The organism is Streptomyces misionensis (assembly GCF_900104815.1).
GTDB lineage: Bacteria > Actinomycetota > Actinomycetes > Streptomycetales > Streptomycetaceae > Streptomyces > Streptomyces misionensis.
The window spans coordinates 6,187,509-6,205,698 of record NZ_FNTD01000004.1 but is presented as its reverse complement, the minus strand read 5'-3'; the positions used below and the strand labels follow the sequence as shown (position 1 = coordinate 6,205,698).

Below are 18,190 nucleotides of genomic sequence, written 5' to 3'. Positions count from 1 at the left end.
CGGCGGGCATGCGCAAGGTCACCGAGTCGTACTGGCTGGGCACCGCCCCAGGACCCCGGCACCCCGCCCTGACCGAGGACGCCGAGGCCGACGCGGCCGTGGTGGGCGCCGGGATGGCCGGACTCAGCACCGCGTACGAACTGGCCCGGGCCGGGCTGCGGGTGGTGGTGCTGGAGGCCGGCGAGGTCGCGGGCGGGGTCACCGGCTACACCACCGCCAAGCTGTCGGCCCAGCACACCCTGATCTACGACCGGCTGCGGCGCACCCGGGGCCCCGAGGGGGCGCGGCTGTACGCCCGTTCGCAGTCGGAGGCGATCGGGCACGCGGCCGCCCTCGTGGCCGAGCTGGGCATCGCCTGCGAGTGGGAGACCCGCGACGCGTACACGTACGTGCGCGACCCGGAGCGGGTGGACGAGGTGCGGGCGGAGGCGCGGGCGGCGCGCGCCGCTGGCCTGGACGCCTCGTTCACGACGGAGACCGGGCTGCCGTTCCCGGTGCCGGGCGCGGTGCGGGTGACCGGGCAGGCGCAGTTCCACCCGGTGAAATACCTGCGGGCGCTCACCGAGGACCTGATCGCGCGCGGCGGCCGGGTGTACGAGGGGACGCGCGTCGTCGGCCTGGACGAGGGCGGCGGTTCGGGCCCCTGCCGGCTGACGACGGAGTCGGGCCGTACCGTGACCGCCCGGGACGTCGTCGTCGCCACCCACTACCCGGTGTTCGACCGGGCCCTGCTGTTCGCCCGGCTGCACCCGCGCCGCGAACTGGTCGTCGCCGGGCCGCTGGGCGACGGCCCGGACCCGGAGGGCATGTACATCACGCCGGAGGAGAACACCCGCTCGGTGCGCACCGCGCCGTACGGCGAGGGCGGGCGGCTCCTCGTGGTCACCGGGGAGCACTTCACCCCGGGCACCGGCGACCCGGGAGCCGGATTCGACGGGCTCGCCGCCTGGGCCGAGAAGCACTTCCCCGGGGTGGCACTGGACCACGCCTGGGCCACGCAGGACAACGACTCGACCGACACCGTGCCGCTGGTCGGCCCGCTGCACCCGGGCGCCCGGCACACCTATGTGGCGACCGGTTTCGGCGGCTGGGGCCTGAGCGGCGGCATCATGGCCGGGCTGCTGCTGACCGCGCTGATCACCGGCCGGGACAGCCCGTGGCGGGAGCTGTACGACCCCCGGCGCCTGAAGTCCGTGGTGCGTGAGGCGCCCTCGCTGCTGAAGACGCAGGCCGAGGTGGCCCGGCACCTCGTCGGCGACCGGCTGAAGCCGCCGGCCGCCCTGGACGACCTGGCCCCGGGCGACGGCGCGCTGGTCCGCGCCGGGGACCAGCGGCTCGCGGTGCACCGCGACGACGAGGGCGCGCTGCACGCCGTCTCGGCCCGCTGCACCCACCTGGGCTGCCTGGTCTCCTTCAACCGTGCCGAACGCGCCTGGGAGTGCCCCTGCCACGGGTCGCGGTTCGACGTCGACGGCCGGGTGCTGCAAGGGCCCGCGGTGCGGCCCCTGGAGCGGCGGGACATCGGGTCCGCCGAGTGAGGCCGCGCGGGTGACCGTACCGCCGCGCCACGAGTCATATCGGCATACAAACGGGCAATCAGCCCTACGTTCGTAGGGTGATCCCACCAGCACGCCGTATTGCCGCCGTCACCGCCGTCTGCGCCCTGGGCGCGGCCCTCGCCGCCTGCGGGACCGAGCGCCCCGCGGGCACCACCCGGCCGGTCCCGGCCAGGTCCTCCGTCTCCGCCTCCCCGTCCGCCTCCCGTCCGCCCGTGCTCACCCCGGGCCCGAACGGACTGACCCCGGTCTTCGAACACGGCCCGCGCACGCTGGGGAAGACCGTGGCGTTCACCTTCGACGCCGACATGACCGCCGACGAGGGGCCCCGCGCGGCCGCCGGCGAGCACTTCGACAACCCCGGCCTGATCGGCGCCCTGCGCGCCCTCAAGGTGCCCGCGACCGTCTTCATGACCGGCCGGTGGGCCGAGCAGTACCCGGACGAGGCCCGCAGCCTCGGCGCCGACCCGCAGTTCGAGGTCGCCAACCACTCCTACAGCCACTACGCGTTCACCCCCAGCTGCTACGGCCTGCCCACCATCGACGCCTCGAGGATGCGGGCGGACGTGGAGCGGGCGAACACCGCCTTCCGCAAGGCGGGCCTGCGCGACGCGCTGCCGTACTTCCGTTTCCCGGGCGGCTGCTACAACGACCAGGTGCTGCGCACGCTCGGCGGGCTCGGCATGACCGCGGTCCAGTGGGACGTGGTGAGCGGGGACGCGTTCGCCACGGACGCCGACGCGGTCGCCAAGCAGGTGCTGGACGGGGTGAAGCCGGGCTCGGTGGTCATCATGCACTGCACCCGCAGCGCCGCCCCGACCACCGAGACCGTCGTCCGCACCGTCGTACCGGAGCTGCGCAAGCGCGGCTACCGGTTCGTCAAGGTCTCCCAGCTGATCGGCGAGAGCCCCGGCCACCGCTGAGTCCGCTCAGGGTGTTCTGCGGGCGGTGAGCGCGCAGGCCAGGGCGAACGCCGCGGCCGTGAGCAGGATCGCCCCGGCCAGCGGCAGCAGCGGCACCGGCACCCGGCCGGACTGCGAACCGGTGACCAGCCCGCCGACCGCGGCCCGCGCCGGGGAGCCCGCGGCCACCGTGGCCAGCAGCGCGCCCAGCAGCATCGCGGGCACCGCGCGCCCGGCGCCGCGCAGCAGCGGCCAGTGGGTGAGCGCGCCGACGGCCGCACCGAGCAGCGCGCACACGAGCACGGCCGACAGCCCCGCGGCCCCGGCCGCCGGGCGGGACACCGGGACCCGGTCGCCGTTGCTCGCCGGATCGCTGATCAGGGTGAGGACGACCGTCGCCGCCGTACCGAGCAGCGCCGCCGCGAGCAGCGCCGTCAGCAGACAGGCGAGGTGCGCCCGGGCGGGCCCGCGCGGGGCGGCGGCGCAGGCCCGGGCGGCCGGCGGCTCGCCGGTGACACAGATCCGCACCAGCCAGGCGGCCACCGGCAGCAGCCCGGCGGCCGTGTAGCCGAGCGAGTCCAGCACCGGCTGGCCGCCCTGCACACCGACCGCGAGGAACGCGGCGTACAGGATCGCCGGGGGCAGCCAGCGCTGGGAGCGCAGCAGCAGTTCGGCGTGGTAGCGCAGGAGTGCGGTCATGGCCGGGTCTCCGGGTTCGGGGACGGTGCGGGTACGACGCTCACCACGTGCCAGGGCGGCCGGGCGCTGAGCAAGGCCCGCAGCAGGGCGTCGGAGCGCGCGGCGGGGACGACGAGCCGGTGACCGACGTGCCCCGCCGCCTCGGCGGAGACGACGAGCCGCGCCGCGTCGGCCGGCAGCGGCGCCCCGGCGGGACCTTCCGCGACCACGACCGCGCACGCCCCGGCCGCCTCGGGGGCCGCGGCCGTACGGTGCTCCAGCCCGCCGTCGACCACGGTGTACGTGGCGTCCGGCGCCCCGGCCAGCCGGCGCGGGTCGTGGTCCACGAAGACGACGGCGCCGCCCGCGGCGGTCCGCTCGGCCACCGCCCGCTCCAGCTCGGCCCGCGCCGCCGCGTCCAGCCCGGTCCAGGCCTCGTCGAGGACCAGCAGCTCGGGTTCGGCGAGCAGCGCCTGCGCGACGGCGACCTTCTGGCTGCCGCCCTTGGACAGCCGTGCCATCGGCGTGCCCGCGTACCCGGCCGCGCCGAACCGCTCCAGCCAGACCCCGGCGGCGCGGGCGGCGGAGGCACGGGACAGACCGTGCACGGTACCGAGGCGGGTGAGGTAGCCGGCGGCGGTGAAGGGCAGCGCGGACGGGAACCGCTCCGGCACGTACGCCGTGCGGGGACGGCCGGTGATCCGGCCCTCGGTAGGCGCGTCGAGCCGGGCGAGCAGACGCAGCAGGGTCGACTTGCCGGTGCCGTTCGCCCCCTCCACGCGGATGAGGGTGCCGGGGGCGATGCCGAGGTCGACGCCGCGTAACACCCAGGGGCCGCGGACCCCGTAGCGGCGCCCCACGGCGGTCAGGCGCAGATGACGGTGCATGGGGGTCATTCTTCTGCAGCGCGCCTTGGCGCGGGGCCGTGGCCGGGATGCGGGACCGCGCGTTGATCGGCGCGCGGGCGGCTTCGTAGGCTGGACCCTCGTGAGCGAAGTTCCCGAGTACGTGCTGCCCCTCGTCGTCCGCATCGAACGCGCCGCGCCGCCCGCGCGCACCGATGCCCTGGAGACCTCCGCGCGGGCGGTGCTGACGCTGCTCGGCGACGAGCGGGCGCGCGGCGACGGCGAGTGGGCCGAGCTGGTGCGCGGCTGGGAGGACGCCCGGATCCGCAAGGTGGTCCGGCGGGCCCGGGGCGCCGAGTGGCGGCGCGCGGAGGCGCTGCCCGGCATCACGGTGACCGGCAAGACCGCGGAGGTACGGGTCTTCCCGCCGGTCCCGCTGGACGGCTGGCCCAAGGACCTGGCGAGGCTCCAGGTGTCCGGCACCGAACTCGACGACCCGGAGCCGCCCCGTCCCGCGGACCCCGGCACGCCGGTCCTCTGGCTCAACCCGGAACTGACGATGTCCGCCGGCAAGACCATGGCCCAGACCGGCCACGGCGCCCAACTGGCCTGGTGGGCCCTGCCCGAGGAGGCCCGCGCCACCTGGCGCGCCGCCGGCTACCCCCTCTCCGTCCGCACGGCTCCCCCGACCGACTGGCCCCGCCTCACGGCAAGCGGTTTGCCGGTGGTGCGCGACGCGGGGTTCACGGAGATCGCACCGGGGTCCTGCACGGTGGTCGCGGACCATCCGGCGCTGCACTGAGCCTGCGCCAACGTGAAACCGCAGTTCAAAGGGGTGGTCTGACCGATTCTCGGAGTGCTCACGCTGGTCGGGGGCGGCATGGCGAGCGCGCGTCGAGGGAGCGGCCCTCTGGCTCGGGGCCTTCGGAGAGGTGGGCCTGGGAGCTGATGCAGCGGAAGCCTGACCCTCGGCAGCAGAAGACAAAAGCCCAGCCCGCTCTGGTCTTCCGGATCCAGTGCGGGGCGGGCGCCCATGGAGCCGATTCCCGGATCGGTCCTGCGTAGAGCCACCATGCAGGCGGCTCGTACGGCCGGTCTGAGCGCCTACCCAACCGCAACAAACTGACGGTCGATCAGGAAAAGCGTCACAGTTGGCGCTGACAATCTGACCATGGTCAGCAATTTTGTCGAGTGCCTCGCGACGAATCGGACTGGATCATGAACGCGGCGTCGCGAGCTGGGTGAACACATCGGCAACCTGCGAGCCGCGGCCCACCACACCTCGGAGACCCTCTCCGAGGCCACCGGCACCCCCCAGCGCATCGATCCGGCGAGACGGACGTCCGCTACAGCGACTTGCTCCGCATCGCCTCCGCCCTCAAGAGCGACGTGGCAGCGCTCATGGAGACAGACGCCTCCTGGTCGAGCCTGGGCCAGAGGGAAGTTGCCAGAGGCGACGTTCATGCCGCGATCGACACAAGAACGGGCCTTGCGGCCGAAGAACCGCAAGGCCCGTGCCAGGTACGCCTGTTGCTGCACGGAGTACCGTTCTGAGTGTCGAGTTCAGAACGGAGTCCAGTATGCCCCCGCACTCTGAAGAACACACGGGCGCACGCATCGCGCACGTACGTAAAACCCGTCGCTTGACCCAGCGCGAACTGGCCGCGCTTTCCAACGTCTCCTACAGCACAGTCACCAAGGTCGAACAGGGCGTCATGCCCCCCAGCCCCTCAGTGGTGGGCGCGCTGGCCCGCGCCTTGTCCGTGCCGGTGTCCGACCTCAACGGGCAGCCGTACTTTGACGAGCTGCGCCAGGACCAGCTCGACGGTCTCATCAACCCGATCCGCGAGGCGCTGAACATCTATGACCTCGGGCCCGATCCGGACGTCACACCCCGCGCGCTGGCAGCACTGGAGGAGCACGCGGATCAACTGTGCGCGCAGGTGCGCGCCACGAACATCAAGCAGGTCGCGACAGAGCTGCCAGGGCTGATCCATGAGGCGACGACGGCAGCCCACACCAGCGGCAGCGCGCGGAGCTGGCAGCTGCTGGCCAGCACCTACAGGACCGCGTACGACGTCACGACCAAGCTCGGCTTTCCCGACCTCTGCACGGTCGCCCTGGACCGCATGGACTGGGCAGCACAGCGCGCCTCCGATCCGGTGCTGGGCGGCATGCGCCAATACCTGCGCGCCCTGGCCTACCTCCGGGCCAGCGACTACAAGACGGGCAAGCGGCTGGTCCGCCTCGGCATGTCCATCCTGGAACAGGCCGAACCTGGGCGCGTCCTTGACGTCGTTACCGGGCAACTGCATCTGGGAGCCGCCGTGCTCGCCGGCCGGGACAAGGACACGGACACGGCCGAGGAGCACCTCGCCGAGGCGGCCCGCATCGCGAAGCGCACCGGGCCTGCCGAAAAGGTGCACTGGCTGTCCTTCGGGCCCACGAACGTCGGCGCGCACCGAGTCAGCGTCCTCGCTGAGCTGGACCTATACCCGGACGCCGTCCGCCAGGCAGAGGACATGGTGATCGCGGGCGACTGGCCGCCGTCCCGGCTCGCCCACCACCACGCGGAGGTTGCGCGGGCCCAGATGTGGACGGGCCAGACCGAGGCGGCCTTCAAGAGCCTGCTCAAGGCGCGCAAGCTCGCCCCGCAGCAGACCCGCTACCACCCGACCGTCCGCGAGACCTATGCCGGTCTGGACGCGGCGAGGCGCCGGATGCCTGATTCTTTCAGCAACTATGGTGCATGGCTTGGCATGTGACACTAAGACAACTATTGGCCCTAGCTATCAGTGATGTCTGATAGTTAGGGCCTTTTCGTGTCGGCATCCTGCTAACAGAAGAACCCCGGCGACCGCGCGAACGGCCCCGGGAGTGGCCAACGCTCAAAACTCAGTGGGAGCGTCGACATGTTGAACACTACCGTTCAGCCCCCGGTGGACGCACGGGGCAGAATGACGATGCGGGTCTACACCGTGGACCGCGACGGCACGATCACCCAGGACCGGGGAACGGTCACCGTGGCTATCAGCGAGAAGAAGCCGCCGCTGCCCACGTCCGACTCCTACCCGCCGTGCCGTTGCCCGCTCCACCGAGCGGAACAGGCGGTGAGCCGGTGAACCCGACGATGAAGCAGGCCGCCGACACGGAACCGCTGGACATCGCCTTCATGCGCGAGACGGCCGCCCTGCTGCTCGGCCCCGAGCGCGAGCCCAGCGCGCTGCCTCCGGTGCCCGCGGACGTGGACACGCTCATCCTTGCGCTGCGCGGCCACCTGGAGCTGCTGATCCCCGAGGTGGAGCAGCGGGCCAGGCAGCTGCCGAAGGACAGCGCCGTCCGGTACTGCGCGAACGCGTGCGTGGGCGAGGCCCGCGGCAAGCTCCAGGCCGGTCCCAGCCCCCGCTACGGCGGAGAGGCGGGCCACGCCCGCCGCCTGGCGCGGGTCCTGCGGGCGCTGTGCGACCACTACGAGAACGAGCTGAGGCCGACGCCGTGAAGGCGATCGCCGCCCTCCTGTTCTACGTGGTCGTCGTGACCGGCCCCGCCCTCGCCTTGGTACTCACGAGGGCTTCGCACTGAAGCACCCCCATGGCGGCCGTCTCGGGTCAGGGCCGCACCCACCAGCCCCGCCGCTGGAAGGCAGTTGCTCGCCTTCCGCCACGAGTGCGGCGGGACGCCGCCCCGCCCGGGATCCGGAAGACCCGGGCGGGGTGCGCGCCACGAAGGAGAACGATGCACATCGAGGACAACGCCTTACCGGTGCCTGCACCCTTCATGTTCACCTGCGACGGGTGCTGGCAACGGCTGGTTCTCCTGGCCAAGAAGGTTCGGGCGGACGCCGACTGCTTTGCTGAGCAGGTCTACCTCGCCCGGCACGTCTCCGCGGAGCACCCGGACGAAGTGCCCCCGCCGCACACCGATTGCCCGCTCTGCCCCAAGTACGCGGAGTTCCCGGACGACACAGGCACCTGGGCCCAGCACAGGGCCCGCGACCTGTTCCTGCCCGACGACGTCGCCCGGCTGCTGTAGGCGCACCGTGCACCACCGCGGTGAACCGCCTGACGAGCGGCTGAACGCCGGCTGAGCCCAGCCATCGGGCAAGACACCCCTCCCCGGTGTGAGGACCTCACCTCGCATCGGCCCCAGACGCCCGGCGTGGGGAGCACACCTTCCCGTCCCCCACGGCAAGCACCTCCCCGCGCCGGGTCCCTGCGCCATCACTCACACCAGGCGATGGTGCGGTGACCACCACAGATCAGGCTCGGCACCCGCCGCGCCATCAGCGACAGGAGACATTCGTGACGACAGCGTTGGACCGCGAAGCGTTCCCGCTCACCCCGCCCGGAGGCAGAACCCCCTACAGCGGGGAGGTGCCGTCCGGCCCGGACACGCGGCCGTGGGTGCTGCGGGGCGCTCGCACCCCGGACTCGACCGCGGCCATCCGTGTCCCGGCGCACGAGTACGACGAGGCACGGCAGGTCAGCATCTCCTTCGACGGCGGCCGGCTGACCTGCATGGCCAACACGCACACGCCGACTGTGCCGGACGGCTCGGTCTCCAACCCGCCTCCGCTGGACGAGGGGCCGAAGGACTGATGGCCGCGCCCGTTCTGATCGTCGCAGCTCGCGATGACTGGCCTACGGACCGGATCGTCATCGAGCTGGAGAGTCGCGGCGTGGAGGTGTTCCGCATGGACACCGCCGACTTCCCGCAGCAACTCAGCCTGGCCGGCCCGGATCGACCAGGAACAGGCGTGGACGGGCGAACTCGCCACCGGCTACCGGACGGTGGAGCTGTCCCGGGTCGGCGCGGTGTACTACCGCGCCCCCGGGGCGTTCCAGTTCCCCGAGGGGATGTCCGGCCCGGAGGAGAGGTTCGCTGCCGCCCAGGCCCGCGCCGGCCTGGGCGGTGTCCTGTCCGCACTGGAGTGCCGGTGGGTGAACCACCCCACGGCGATGGCGCGCGCCGAGTACAAGCCCGTGCAGCTCGCTGCTGCACGGGCTTTCGGGCTTCGGATTCCCGCCACGCTGATCACCAACCGGCCGGCCGACGTCCAGGAGTTCGCCACCGAGGTCGGTGGGCCGGTGGTGTGCAAGCCGGTGTCGTCGCCCGTGCTCATCGAGGACGGCCGTCTCAAGTCCGTCTACACCCGGCGGCTGGCCCCGGACGACCTGGTCGATCTGCGCGGCATCAGTACGACCGCGCACCTGTTCCAGGCGTGGGTGGACAAGGCGTATGAGGTGCGGCTGACCGTGGTCGGCGAGCAGATGTTCGCCGCGGCCATCCACGCCGACAGCGACGCCGCCCACGAGGACTGGCGCAGCGACTACGGCTCTCTCACCTACACGACCACCGCAGTGCCCGAGGCCGTGACGACGGGGATGCTTGCCATGATGGGCCGGCTGCAACTGCGTTATGGTGCTGCCGACTTCGTCGTGGGACCTGATGGGCAGTGGACGTTCCTGGAGGTCAACCCGTGCGGGCAGTGGGACTGGATCGCCGGGGCGACTGACCTGCCGATCGTTGAGGCGATCGCCGACGACTTGCAAGGAGCCGGCTGATGGACTGGAAGTTACACGCGGCGGCGCTCGCGGCCCTGGCCACCCACCCGCTATCGCCCTGGTGGGCGCCGGTCACGGACATCCCCCGGCACGTGCTGGTCCCGCGCTGGTTCACGCCCGGCGCGAACGGGTGGTCGGCAGTGGACGGGCCCGCCGACGAGGGGGCGTGGGCGGCCGCCGCCTACGCGGACACCACGCTCGTCACTCGGGTCGGTCCTGTGCACGCCGACCAGGCCGTGTCCGGGCAGTCTGTGACCGGGTTGCCGACCTCGTCCTCGACGCTGCCGAGCCTGGTCGTGTCGATGCTGGAGCACGGGCGTCTCGGGCCGGGCCTGCGACTGCTGGACGTGGCCACCGGCTCCGGATACAGCGCCGCTCTGGCCTGCCACCGGCTCGGCGACGACATGGTGACGACGCTGGACGTCGACGCGTATCTCTCCAAGGCGGCGGCCGAGCGGCTGGAGCGGATCGGCTACCGTCCGGATGTCGTCACCGCAGACGCCACCGCCGAACTGCCCGGCGTCTTCGACCGGATCGTGTCCATGGTGTCGATGCCCCGGATTCCCGTCTCGTGGCTGCGCGGCCTCGCTCCGCAGGGGCGCCTCGTGACGACGATCACGGGCACGGGGCTGATCCTCACGGCCGACAAGAGCCCCGACGGCGGCGCGACCGGGCGCATCGAGTGGGACCGGGCCTCGTTCATGGCCACCCGGACGGGCGCCGACTACCCGCCCCAGCTCGATGACGTGTTCGCCGCCAGCGCGGAGGACGGCGAGGTGGGCCTGTCGCCGTTCCCGGTGCTGGACGTGATGCGGGCGTGGGAGCTTTGGTCGATGCTGTCGCTGATGGCGCCCGGAATCGAACACCGCACCGGCACCGATGAGCACGGGGGCCGTCTGGCGTGGATGCTGCACCCGGACGGGTCATGGGCCCGGGCCCGCACCGCGCCGGGCGAGAACACCGCGACCGTCCACCAGGGCGGCCCGCGCCGCCTGTACGACCTGCTGGACGAGATCCGCTGGCGGTGGCTGGAGCACGGCGAACTCCCCGTGTACGGCGCGCAGGTCACCATCAGTCCCGACGGCGAGACGACGCTGTCGCGGGGCGGTTGGACGGCCACACTGTGACTGGCGCGGGGTACCCGGGCCCATGGCCGCGAGGCACACTGAAGGCGGCCGACGTTGGAGGGACCGATGGACGACGAGCCCCTTGAGGAATGGGCGGAGCGCCGCGAGCTACGCCGACCAGCACGCGGGGAGCGGCGGGCCACCCCGCTCGGCGACCAGCCAGAGCGGGGAGCGCACGTAGGCCCGGACACTCCGCGCGGCATCCAGGAATGGGACGGGCAGCAGTGGACACCCGCCGGTGTCGCCGAGGACCAGACCGCCGCGGCTACCGAGACGGGGCGGGACGCGAACACCCGCGCCGAACGTGTTCCTCTGCCGGCGTTCGGCAAGCTGCCACCCATGCCCCAGCCCTGGCGCCCTACACAGCGCTTCTACCGCCCCGACCCGCCAGGACAGTGATGCGGAGCCGGCCCCGCTCGCCCGTCGCCCGCGATACGGACGAGCGGCGCCTTACGTGTTGCTCACCGTGGCCGGTCAGTGGTCGAGGAGGGCGATGCGGATGGCCCGTTCGACGTGCGCGGCGGTGATGGCGTGGCCCTCGGCGTTGGGGTGGACCAGGGTGACACGCTTGTTGATGGGAGCGCAGTTCAGCAGGGTGCCGGGGAGCTTGGCGGGCCAGTAGTCCGCGGCGTCGCCACAGATCCCCTCGACCCACTTGGTGCCCGCGGGCTGGCAGGCGTCGTGGCCCACGCTGGAGGAGTAGACGTCGACGTAGCGGTCGCCGAAGAACGACGTGACGCGCTGGATCGTGCTGTTCAGCGGCTTGAGGACGCTGTCACGGAGCCAGTCGATGTCGGCGTGCTTGATCGCGCCCAGCTCGGTGAGGGAGAGCCGGTTGCAGTCACTGCCCTGCTCCGGCAGGACGGCCGGGTAGCCAACGGTGATCACCTTGGCGTTGGGCGCGGCCTCGTGCACCTTGGCCAGCATCTGAACGTACTCGTCCTGGACCCTGGCGAGCTTGTCCTCGATGCTCTCCTCCCCCTCGGGGGGATTGGTGTAGTACTCGCGGCAGGTCTTGCCGGGCGTCGCGCCCAGTTGGAGGCACTTGAGGAGCATGCCGCCGAAGGGCAGGCTGTTGCCGCCGACGCCGATGGTGACGACGTCGGTCTTGTCGTTGAGCTTCGCCCGCCGGATCTGCGGGTCCACTGCGGGCCAGCCTTCGGCGGGGGGCTGGACCGGGCTGATCGGTGTCTGCTTGGTGTCGGCGATGTCGGCGATGGTGGCGTTGCCGCAGCTGACGTTGGTCAGGTGGACCGGCCTGCCCGGCGGGAACTCGTCGAGCTCCCGCTCGACCACGCCGGGGTAGGCGTCGCTGGTGCGGTCGCAGCCGTCCCGCGACGCGCTGCCGAGCGGGGGCTGCGGGTCCCCGACGAACCCGCCGGCGGTGTACGAGTCACCCAGCGCGGCCCACTCGTACTGATCGGCTGCGCCGGCGGAGCCCGAGGGCACCAGCGCGGACACGGCCAGCGCGAGCCCCACGGCCAGCGCTCTCGTACGCAGGCGCGAGACGGGGCGCCGCACGGCTTCACCGGGGCGGCCCGGCAGGGTGGGGGCTACCGGTCGGCCCATAGACGTCCAACGCATCCACGCTCTCCAATCACTTTCGGTATCCATATGACTACGGCGTGAAAATAGGCGAGAGCACGTCTTCACCGGACGGGTGCGGCGGGTAAACCACCCGCGCGTCTTCTCCTGAGGCTCTCGGGGGCACGCTGAGTGCGCCGGGTGGCCAACCGGGACAGCGAGATCGCACCGGGGTCGTGCACGGTGGTGGCGGACCATCCGGCGTTGCACTGAGCCTGCGTCGACGTGGAACCGCAGCTCCAAGGGCTGGTGTGACCGGTTCTCGGAGTGCTCGCGCTGGTCGGGGGCGGCTGTCCTGTCTGAGATCTGCCGCTCGTCGGCAGGGTCGCCGCGCACGCGGCCGGACGAGCGTGTCCGACCGCCCCATCGTCATGCCCCCTTGGCGGTGAGCCGGCCGATGGCCCGGATGACCTGGCGCCGGGTGGCCAGGCGTCGGGCGAGGAAGACCATCACCCGGTTCATGCGGCCTGCGATGACGCTGGGCGGCGGGTTCCTGCGGTCCAGGGCGGCCAGCGCGGTGCGGACGACGTCGGCGGGTGAGGCGAGCCTGGTCCCTCCGGCGGCCTGTGTGGTGCCCACGACGTCGAAGAACTCGGTCCGGGTCGCACCGGGAGACAGGGCCAGCACCCGCAGACCGGTGCCGCGTGACTCCTCCCACAGAGCCTCGGTGAGGCTGAGCACGAACGCCTTGGTCGCCCCGTAGAGCGCCATGCGCGGGTTGGGCTGGTAGGCGGCCATGCTCGCCACGTTGACCAGCACCCCGCGGCCCGCGGTACGCAGTTGGCCGATGAAGGCACGGCTGATGTCGGCGACCGCGGTCACATCGACCGCGATCTCCCGGCGCAGCCGATCCGGGTCCGCCTGGTGGAAGGGGCCGAAGGTGGCGAACCCGGCGTTGTTGATCAGGCTCGTGACGTGCAGGCCGAGCTGGTCCATGTGCGCGGCCAGCGCCTGCCCGGGGTGGTCCGTGGCCAGGTCCATCTCCACCGCGTGCACCTCGATCCGATGCTGTTCGCGCAGCTCGGTGGCCAGCTTCTCCAGGCGTTCCCTGCGGCGGGCGACCAGCACCAGGTCGGAGCCGCGGGCGGCGAGCTGGCGGGCGAACTCGGCGCCGAGGCCCGCGCTGGCCCCGGTGATGAGGGTGGTGTGTCCGTGGTAGTCGACGGCTGGCATGGTCGTCCTTCTTTCAGTCGCTGCCTTCCTGGCAGTTAATGCCAAGCAGGCGGTCGCTGTCCAGAGGGGTACCCTGACGCCATGACGACCTTGTGGGAGCGTTCGCGGCAGGTCGCCGTCCAGGCGATCCTCGACACGGCGGTACGCCTGTTCGCCGAACAGGGCTACGAGCAGACGACGATCGCGCAGATCGCGCGGGAGGCGGGGATCTCGCAGCGCTCCCTCTTCCGCTACTTCGGGACCAAGGAAGACCTGGTCTGCGGCGACCAGGAGGCGCTGGGCGAGCTGCTGAAACGGACCGTCGAGCAGCAACCGGCCGAGATGTCCGCCTGGGATGCCCTGCGCGCCGGATTCGAGGTAATTCTGACCGCCAACCATCCCCCCGAGCGTGCGCTGGAGCTGTCCCGTCTCATCTTCGACACGCCCTCGCTGCGTGCCCGCTACATCGAGAAGCGACTGCGCTGGCAGGCCGAACTCGTCCCCGTCGTCCGGGCGCGACTGGGCAACGGCCCCGGCCGCCCGGCCCCCGACACGCAGGCCAAGGCGATCGTCGCGACGGTCTTCGCCTGTATCGACACGGCGACCGAACTCTGGGCCGGACACGACGGACGGATCGACCTGGCAGACCTCTACGACCAGTGCCTCGCGACGGTGCGGGACCACGGCTGAGGTACCTATGGCTCGGGAATGCAGTCAGCGGAACAGGCGGAAGAATCCGCGCACCTGCCTGACCAGCGACTCCGGCTGCTCCAGCGCGGCGAAGTGGCCGCCGTGCGGCAGCTCCTCGAACCAGCGCAGGTCGGTGAACCGCAGCTCGGCCTCCCGCCTCGACGGACGGGTTATGTCGCGCGGGTAGACCGACAGCCCGGATGGCGCGGTCACCTTGTCCCGGAAGTTGGCGAAGCCCTCCCAGTACAGGCGCGCCGACGACGTGGCGGACGCGGTGAACCAATAGACCGAGATCTCGTCGAGGATCGTCTGCCGCGACAACGCGTCCTCGGGATGGCCGTCGTTGTCCGTCCACGCCCAGAACTTCTCGGCGATCCAGGCCGCCTGCCCCGCCGGGGAGTCGGTGAGGCCGTAGCCGAGCGTCTGCGGCCGGGTCGCCTGGATCGCCGAGTATCCCCGGCCTGTGCGCTGCATCTCCTTCTCGGCCTCGCGGTTCGCCAGCTCCGCGTGGGCGTTCCTCGCGACGCCCCTGCCTCACGTTTGGTTGAGCCAGGCACGAACCTCGCAGAAGTCAGCGGGTGGTGAGGCCGCCGTCGACGGCGAGGATGGTGCCGGTGGTCCACTGGGCCGAGGCCAGGTAGGCGGCAGCGGTGGCGACGTCATCGGCAGTGCCGAGGCGTCCCAGGGGATAGGAGTGCTCGATCCGCTCGTCGTGTGCGGTGCGTTCCTCTGCGGTCATGGGGGCGAGATGGGAGCGTTCGTACTTGGGAGTGCGGACGGCGCCGGGAGCGATGGCATTGACACGGACTCCTTGGGGGCCGAGTTCACTGGCCAGCGCCCGGGTCATGGAGTTGAGCGCTCCGCGGGTGGCGGAGTAGGCGGCCGAATGACGGCCGGCGACCATTTTGCGGGCCCAGTAGCTGCTGATGTTGATGATGCTTCCCCGAGCGTTCACGAGGGCGGGCAGGAGGTGCCGGCTCAGCAGCAGCGGCACCTGGACGTTGAGGTGCCACATGGTGTTCATCTCGTCGACCGTGGTGTCGGCAAGGGAGGCGAAGTGTGCGGTGCCGACGTTGTTGACGAGGGTGCCGACCCGGTCGGTCAGGTCTCCGACGTGCGCGGCGATCCGGGCGGGGGCATCGGGCGCGGAGAGATCCGCGGGGACGGTGTGTACGACGGTGCCGTGCCGGCCGAGTTCCTTGGCGGCGGTCTCGAGCTTGCCGCGGTTGCGGGCGACGAGAATCAGGTCCGCTCCGTCGCGGGCGAGGGCACCGGCGATGGCCAGGCCCAGGCCCTCGCTGCCGCCGGTGACGACAGCGAAACGGCTGGTAGTGCGGTGTTCCGGCATGTCAGATCGCCTTTGTGTGGTCGGTGGACATACTCAGCGTCGCGAACCGGCGCAGCTCTGCGAGTTGGTCGCCGCGGGCGCTCTGGATGCCGGCGAGGGCGTCGCTGCCGAGCGGAAGGCGCAGCGGGGGGCTCGGCATACCGGCGAGCGCGACGAGGGCCTGGGCCATACGCGCGGGGTCGCCGACCTGGTCTCCCACGGCGCCGGCGGAGCGCGCCAGCGCTTCGTGCACGGGGAGGTAGTCGGGGAGGGCGGCGCCGCCGGACAGCCGACTCGCCCAGTTGGCACGGAAGTCGGTGCGGGCTGCTCCGGGCTCCACGATCGTCGTCCGGATGCCCAGCGGGGCGAGTTCGGCGGCCAGTGAGACGCTCAGACCTTCGAGGGCGTGCTTGCCGGCCGTGTAGGCGCTCATCCCCGGGGCGCCGATCTGGCCCGCCAGCGAGCTGATCTGCAGTACACGGCCCGCTTTTGCCGCGCGCAGGTGGGGCAGAGCGGCGCGCAGGACATTGGCGGCGGCGAAGAAGTTCACTTCGAACTGGGCGCGCAGCTCGGTGTCGTCCAGTTCCTCGAAGGGGCCCGCCAGCGCGTAGCCGGCGTTGTTGACGACGACGTCGAGGCGGCCGAACCCGGTGATCGCGTCATCCAGTACCGGACGCAGCGTACCGGCGTCGGTGATGTCCACGCTCACGGTGCGCAGACGCCCGGGAAAGGCGGCGGTCAGCGGTTGCAGCGGCTCGTCGTCACGCGTGACCGCGATCACTCGCTCGTCCGAACTCAGGACCTCACCGACCAGGGCCTGGCCCAACCCGCCGGACGCGCCAGTGATCAGCCACACGCGGGACCCCATGCTTCGCACCTCTCGCGCAAAACAAACGGACAGATCTTGTCCGTTTCCATGAGAGTAGAGGAGGCGGACAGAAGCTGTCCACTTACGGATAGGATGGGGTGATGAACACGGAGCGGTCTGCGACGACCCAGGGGGCGGCGATGCCCGTGCGCGCCGACGCCCAGCGCAATGCCGCACGGGTTCTCGCGGCCGCGCGTCGTGCCGTCGCCTCTGCCGGACTGGACGTGAGCTACCACGAGATCGCCCGGGAGGCCGGCGTCGGCGTGGGCACCGTCTACCGGCGCTATCCCCAACGCGACCAGCTCATGGCGGCGGTGCTGAGCGACATCCTCACCGAACTGATCGACACCGCACACCGGGCTCTGGACTGCGATGACGCCTGGGAGGGCTTCTCGTCGCTGTTCACCGGCCTGGCCCTGCGCACCGCGCAGAACGCGGGACTGTCCGGCTCCCTGGACCAGCACGGCGGGCCCGCCGTCTCCCAGCAGCGCCACGAACTCCTCGACCTCACCCGCAGGGTCATCGAACGCGCTCAGGACCAGGGACGTCTTCGCCGGGACCTCGCCTGGCAGGAAGTGCTGCGGCTGACCGGCGCCCCAGCGGTACAAGGATGCGTGCTGGGACTCGAACCCGACCCTGCACACGGCCACCACTTGGTGCTGACCGTTCTTCTCGACGGTCTGAAATCCGGCTGACACTGGCGACGTGCCGAAGCCCCCAGGCGCGGATGACATCGTCGGGAAGTGGACGACACCGCCGGATCATGCCGTGCGCCCACCGGCGTTCGGCAAGTTGCCGCCCATGCCCCAGCCCTGGCGCCCTACTCAGTGCTTCTACCGCCCGAATACGCCAGGGCTCTGACACCGTGTTGTCCTACATGGTGTCAGCCCTGGGGTGTCAGCACCGCGTACGTCACCGCTGTCCCATCGTCCATGGTTCCCCTGAACAGTTGCTCGTTCAGCAGGGGTGAGGTCGTGAGTACCGAGGCCAAGACGCCGGCTGCCGCACCGACGAAACGCAGGACCGCCGGCGCCGCATTGAAGCCGACTGCGTGTTCAATCTCCTTCTGGAGAGCCTCCGACGAGAACTCTTCGATTATGCCATTGACTTCACTTGGCGGATCGGGCGGACCGTTATAGATCGTCACGTAGTAGCCGCTTTCCCGGCGTTCGCTGACGGTTATCTGGGCATCGTCTCGAATCGCCTTGCCTTGCGGCGCCTCCGAGGGTATCGGAATCAAGGTACCGTCGGGATCGGGCGCGGCCTCGAATCGGGTCGTGTTGTCGCTAGCCGGGTTGGGAAGTGTGTCTGCCATTTCAAGCCTTCGATCCTGATGGGGCCCAGGACTGGCAAAGATTCGTGGCTTGAGATGTGAGGCCGATGTGCACTCAGGTGACCAGCCCCGGGCACAACTGGGCGAGTGATGGTCTGGAGTTGATGCGACCTAGCCCTGCTCCACAGAGCCCCCTCTCGCGCTTACACGAAGACGGAAGCCACCAGCGCGGCATCGGAGACATCATTCTTTGCCGCGTCAATCATCTCCTGGATATTTATGTTGACATTTGCTTTCCATTCCCCCTGGTCTCCGAATCCGGTCGGCCACAGCTGCTGGATCATTGGGTCGTTTTCCGTTCCCGCGAAGTCGTGGTCCCTTGACCCCGGCTCGAGAGTACCGTGCACCCGACCGGTATGACCGAATGAAATGGGTCGCCCTTCGTCGTCGGCCACGATGAACACAACCGAGACGTCGTAGCTTGGCAGACCAGAGGCATGAAAATGCCCGGTCATCGAGTAGGTGCCGTCGGAGAAAACACTCAAATGAGCATTTCCGCCTGCCGCGACCCCGTCGCCGAATACGATCGGTCCAGTGTCGAAGTCTTTCCTGTCCGGCATGTCC

At 71.0% G+C, this 18,190-nt stretch carries 22 protein-coding genes; 13 read left to right on the top strand and 9 right to left on the bottom strand.

The genetic code is table 11. The features are described from left to right. Positions 1-8 precede the first annotated feature (8 nt). On the top strand, positions 9-1,538 hold the full coding sequence (locus BLW85_RS29735) for an FAD-dependent oxidoreductase (RefSeq protein WP_074993930.1): 1,530 nt from the start codon (positions 9-11) through the stop codon (positions 1,536-1,538). Between the two features lie 77 nt (positions 1,539-1,615). Further along, positions 1,616-2,479 (top strand): polysaccharide deacetylase family protein, encoded by an 864-nt coding sequence (locus BLW85_RS29730; RefSeq protein WP_070025509.1) that lies wholly within the window; start codon positions 1,616-1,618, stop codon positions 2,477-2,479. Positions 2,480-2,485: 6 nt separating this feature from the next. On the opposite strand, the gene BLW85_RS29725 is transcribed toward BLW85_RS29730, so the two are convergent. Both BLW85_RS29725 and BLW85_RS29720 read right to left on the bottom strand, forming a co-directional pair. Continuing rightward, on the bottom strand, positions 2,486-3,157 hold the full coding sequence (locus tag BLW85_RS29725; protein WP_074993928.1) for an ABC transporter: 672 nt from the start codon (positions 3,155-3,157) through the stop codon (positions 2,486-2,488). Continuing rightward, positions 3,154-4,023: an ABC transporter ATP-binding protein gene (locus BLW85_RS29720; protein WP_074993925.1), complete on the bottom strand. Its 870-nt coding sequence runs from the start codon at positions 4,021-4,023 to the stop codon at positions 3,154-3,156. Before BLW85_RS29720 ends, BLW85_RS29725 begins: the two co-directional genes overlap by 4 nt. Positions 4,024-4,123: 100 nt before the next feature. Between BLW85_RS29720 and BLW85_RS29715 the strand changes: the two genes are divergently transcribed. The 9 genes from BLW85_RS29715 to BLW85_RS38915 all read left to right on the top strand — a co-directional run bounded on the left by BLW85_RS29715 (position 4,124) and on the right by BLW85_RS38915 (position 11,071). After that, complete coding sequence (locus tag BLW85_RS29715) at positions 4,124-4,783, top strand: peptidyl-tRNA hydrolase (protein WP_074993923.1); 660 nt, start codon at positions 4,124-4,126, stop codon at positions 4,781-4,783. Between the two features lie 778 nt (positions 4,784-5,561). Beyond that, positions 5,562-6,746 (top strand): helix-turn-helix domain-containing protein, encoded by a 1,185-nt coding sequence (locus tag BLW85_RS29710; RefSeq protein ID WP_074993921.1) that lies wholly within the window; start codon positions 5,562-5,564, stop codon positions 6,744-6,746. A gap of 192 nt (positions 6,747-6,938) precedes the next feature. Further along, positions 6,939-7,103 carry a hypothetical protein gene (locus BLW85_RS38535; protein ID WP_244174930.1) on the top strand — a complete coding sequence of 55 codons (165 nt, stop codon included), beginning with the start codon at positions 6,939-6,941 and terminating at the stop codon, positions 7,101-7,103. Continuing rightward, entirely contained in the window at positions 7,100-7,480 is a 381-nt protein-coding gene (locus BLW85_RS29705) for a DUF6415 family natural product biosynthesis protein (protein ID WP_143060473.1), read from the top strand. The genes BLW85_RS38535 and BLW85_RS29705 overlap by 4 nt, the downstream gene beginning before the upstream one ends. 236 nt (positions 7,481-7,716) lie before the next feature. Continuing rightward, positions 7,717-8,013: a hypothetical protein gene (locus BLW85_RS29700; RefSeq protein ID WP_074993914.1), complete on the top strand. Its 297-nt coding sequence runs from the start codon at positions 7,717-7,719 to the stop codon at positions 8,011-8,013. Positions 8,014-8,282: 269 nt separating this feature from the next. Further along, positions 8,283-8,579 carry a putative ATP-grasp-modified RiPP gene (gene tgmA / locus BLW85_RS29695; RefSeq protein WP_074993911.1) on the top strand — a complete coding sequence of 99 codons (297 nt, stop codon included), beginning with the start codon at positions 8,283-8,285 and terminating at the stop codon, positions 8,577-8,579. 192 nt (positions 8,580-8,771) lie between these two features. Then, positions 8,772-9,545 carry an MvdC/MvdD family ATP grasp protein gene (locus BLW85_RS29690; protein WP_244174929.1) on the top strand — a complete coding sequence of 258 codons (774 nt, stop codon included), beginning with the start codon at positions 8,772-8,774 and terminating at the stop codon, positions 9,543-9,545. Continuing rightward, positions 9,545-10,672 (top strand): methyltransferase domain-containing protein, encoded by a 1,128-nt coding sequence (locus BLW85_RS29685; protein WP_074993908.1) that lies wholly within the window; start codon positions 9,545-9,547, stop codon positions 10,670-10,672. Before BLW85_RS29690 ends, BLW85_RS29685 begins: the two co-directional genes overlap by 1 nt. A 66-nt stretch (positions 10,673-10,738) precedes the next feature. After that, positions 10,739-11,071 carry a DUF6087 family protein gene (locus tag BLW85_RS38915; RefSeq protein WP_074993906.1) on the top strand — a complete coding sequence of 111 codons (333 nt, stop codon included), beginning with the start codon at positions 10,739-10,741 and terminating at the stop codon, positions 11,069-11,071. A 75-nt stretch (positions 11,072-11,146) separates the two neighbouring features. Here BLW85_RS38915 and BLW85_RS29680 read toward each other — a convergent pair whose 3' ends face one another. Together BLW85_RS29680 and BLW85_RS29675 are read right to left on the bottom strand one after the other, a co-directional pair. Further along, entirely contained in the window at positions 11,147-12,241 is a 1,095-nt protein-coding gene (locus BLW85_RS29680) for an SGNH/GDSL hydrolase family protein (protein WP_244174928.1), read from the bottom strand. 384 nt (positions 12,242-12,625) lie between these two features. Beyond that, positions 12,626-13,429, bottom strand: a complete 804-nt coding sequence (locus BLW85_RS29675) for an SDR family NAD(P)-dependent oxidoreductase (RefSeq protein WP_074993902.1) — start codon at positions 13,427-13,429, stop codon at positions 12,626-12,628. Between the two features lie 81 nt (positions 13,430-13,510). Between BLW85_RS29675 and BLW85_RS29670 the strand changes: the two genes are divergently transcribed. Next, the gene (locus BLW85_RS29670) at positions 13,511-14,098 is read left to right on the top strand and encodes a TetR/AcrR family transcriptional regulator (RefSeq protein WP_074993900.1); all 588 of its coding nucleotides are present in this window, start codon (positions 13,511-13,513) and stop codon (positions 14,096-14,098) included. A gap of 24 nt (positions 14,099-14,122) precedes the next feature. Here the strand turns inward: BLW85_RS29670 and BLW85_RS29665 are convergent, their stop codons facing one another. The 3 genes from BLW85_RS29665 to BLW85_RS29655 form a co-directional block, all read right to left on the bottom strand. Continuing rightward, positions 14,123-14,572 (bottom strand): hypothetical protein, encoded by a 450-nt coding sequence (locus BLW85_RS29665; RefSeq protein ID WP_244174927.1) that lies wholly within the window; start codon positions 14,570-14,572, stop codon positions 14,123-14,125. A gap of 97 nt (positions 14,573-14,669) precedes the next feature. Further along, complete coding sequence (locus tag BLW85_RS29660) at positions 14,670-15,446, bottom strand: SDR family NAD(P)-dependent oxidoreductase (RefSeq protein ID WP_074993898.1); 777 nt, start codon at positions 15,444-15,446, stop codon at positions 14,670-14,672. Position 15,447: 1 nt separating this feature from the next. Further along, a complete protein-coding gene (locus tag BLW85_RS29655) occupies positions 15,448-16,293 on the bottom strand; it encodes an SDR family oxidoreductase (RefSeq protein WP_074993896.1) in 846 nt (281 codons plus the stop codon). A gap of 101 nt (positions 16,294-16,394) precedes the next feature. On the opposite strand from BLW85_RS29655, the gene BLW85_RS29650 reads away from it, so the two are divergent. Continuing rightward, positions 16,395-16,988: a TetR/AcrR family transcriptional regulator gene (locus tag BLW85_RS29650; RefSeq protein ID WP_074993894.1), complete on the top strand. Its 594-nt coding sequence runs from the start codon at positions 16,395-16,397 to the stop codon at positions 16,986-16,988. Positions 16,989-17,176: 188 nt separating this feature from the next. Here the strand turns inward: BLW85_RS29650 and BLW85_RS29645 are convergent, their stop codons facing one another. Both BLW85_RS29645 and BLW85_RS29640 read right to left on the bottom strand, forming a co-directional pair. Further along, positions 17,177-17,608, bottom strand: a complete 432-nt coding sequence (locus BLW85_RS29645) for a hypothetical protein (protein ID WP_074993892.1) — start codon at positions 17,606-17,608, stop codon at positions 17,177-17,179. 161 nt (positions 17,609-17,769) lie between these two features. After that, positions 17,770-18,186: a hypothetical protein gene (locus BLW85_RS29640; protein ID WP_079172453.1), complete on the bottom strand. Its 417-nt coding sequence runs from the start codon at positions 18,184-18,186 to the stop codon at positions 17,770-17,772. Positions 18,187-18,190: the final 4 nt, after the last annotated feature.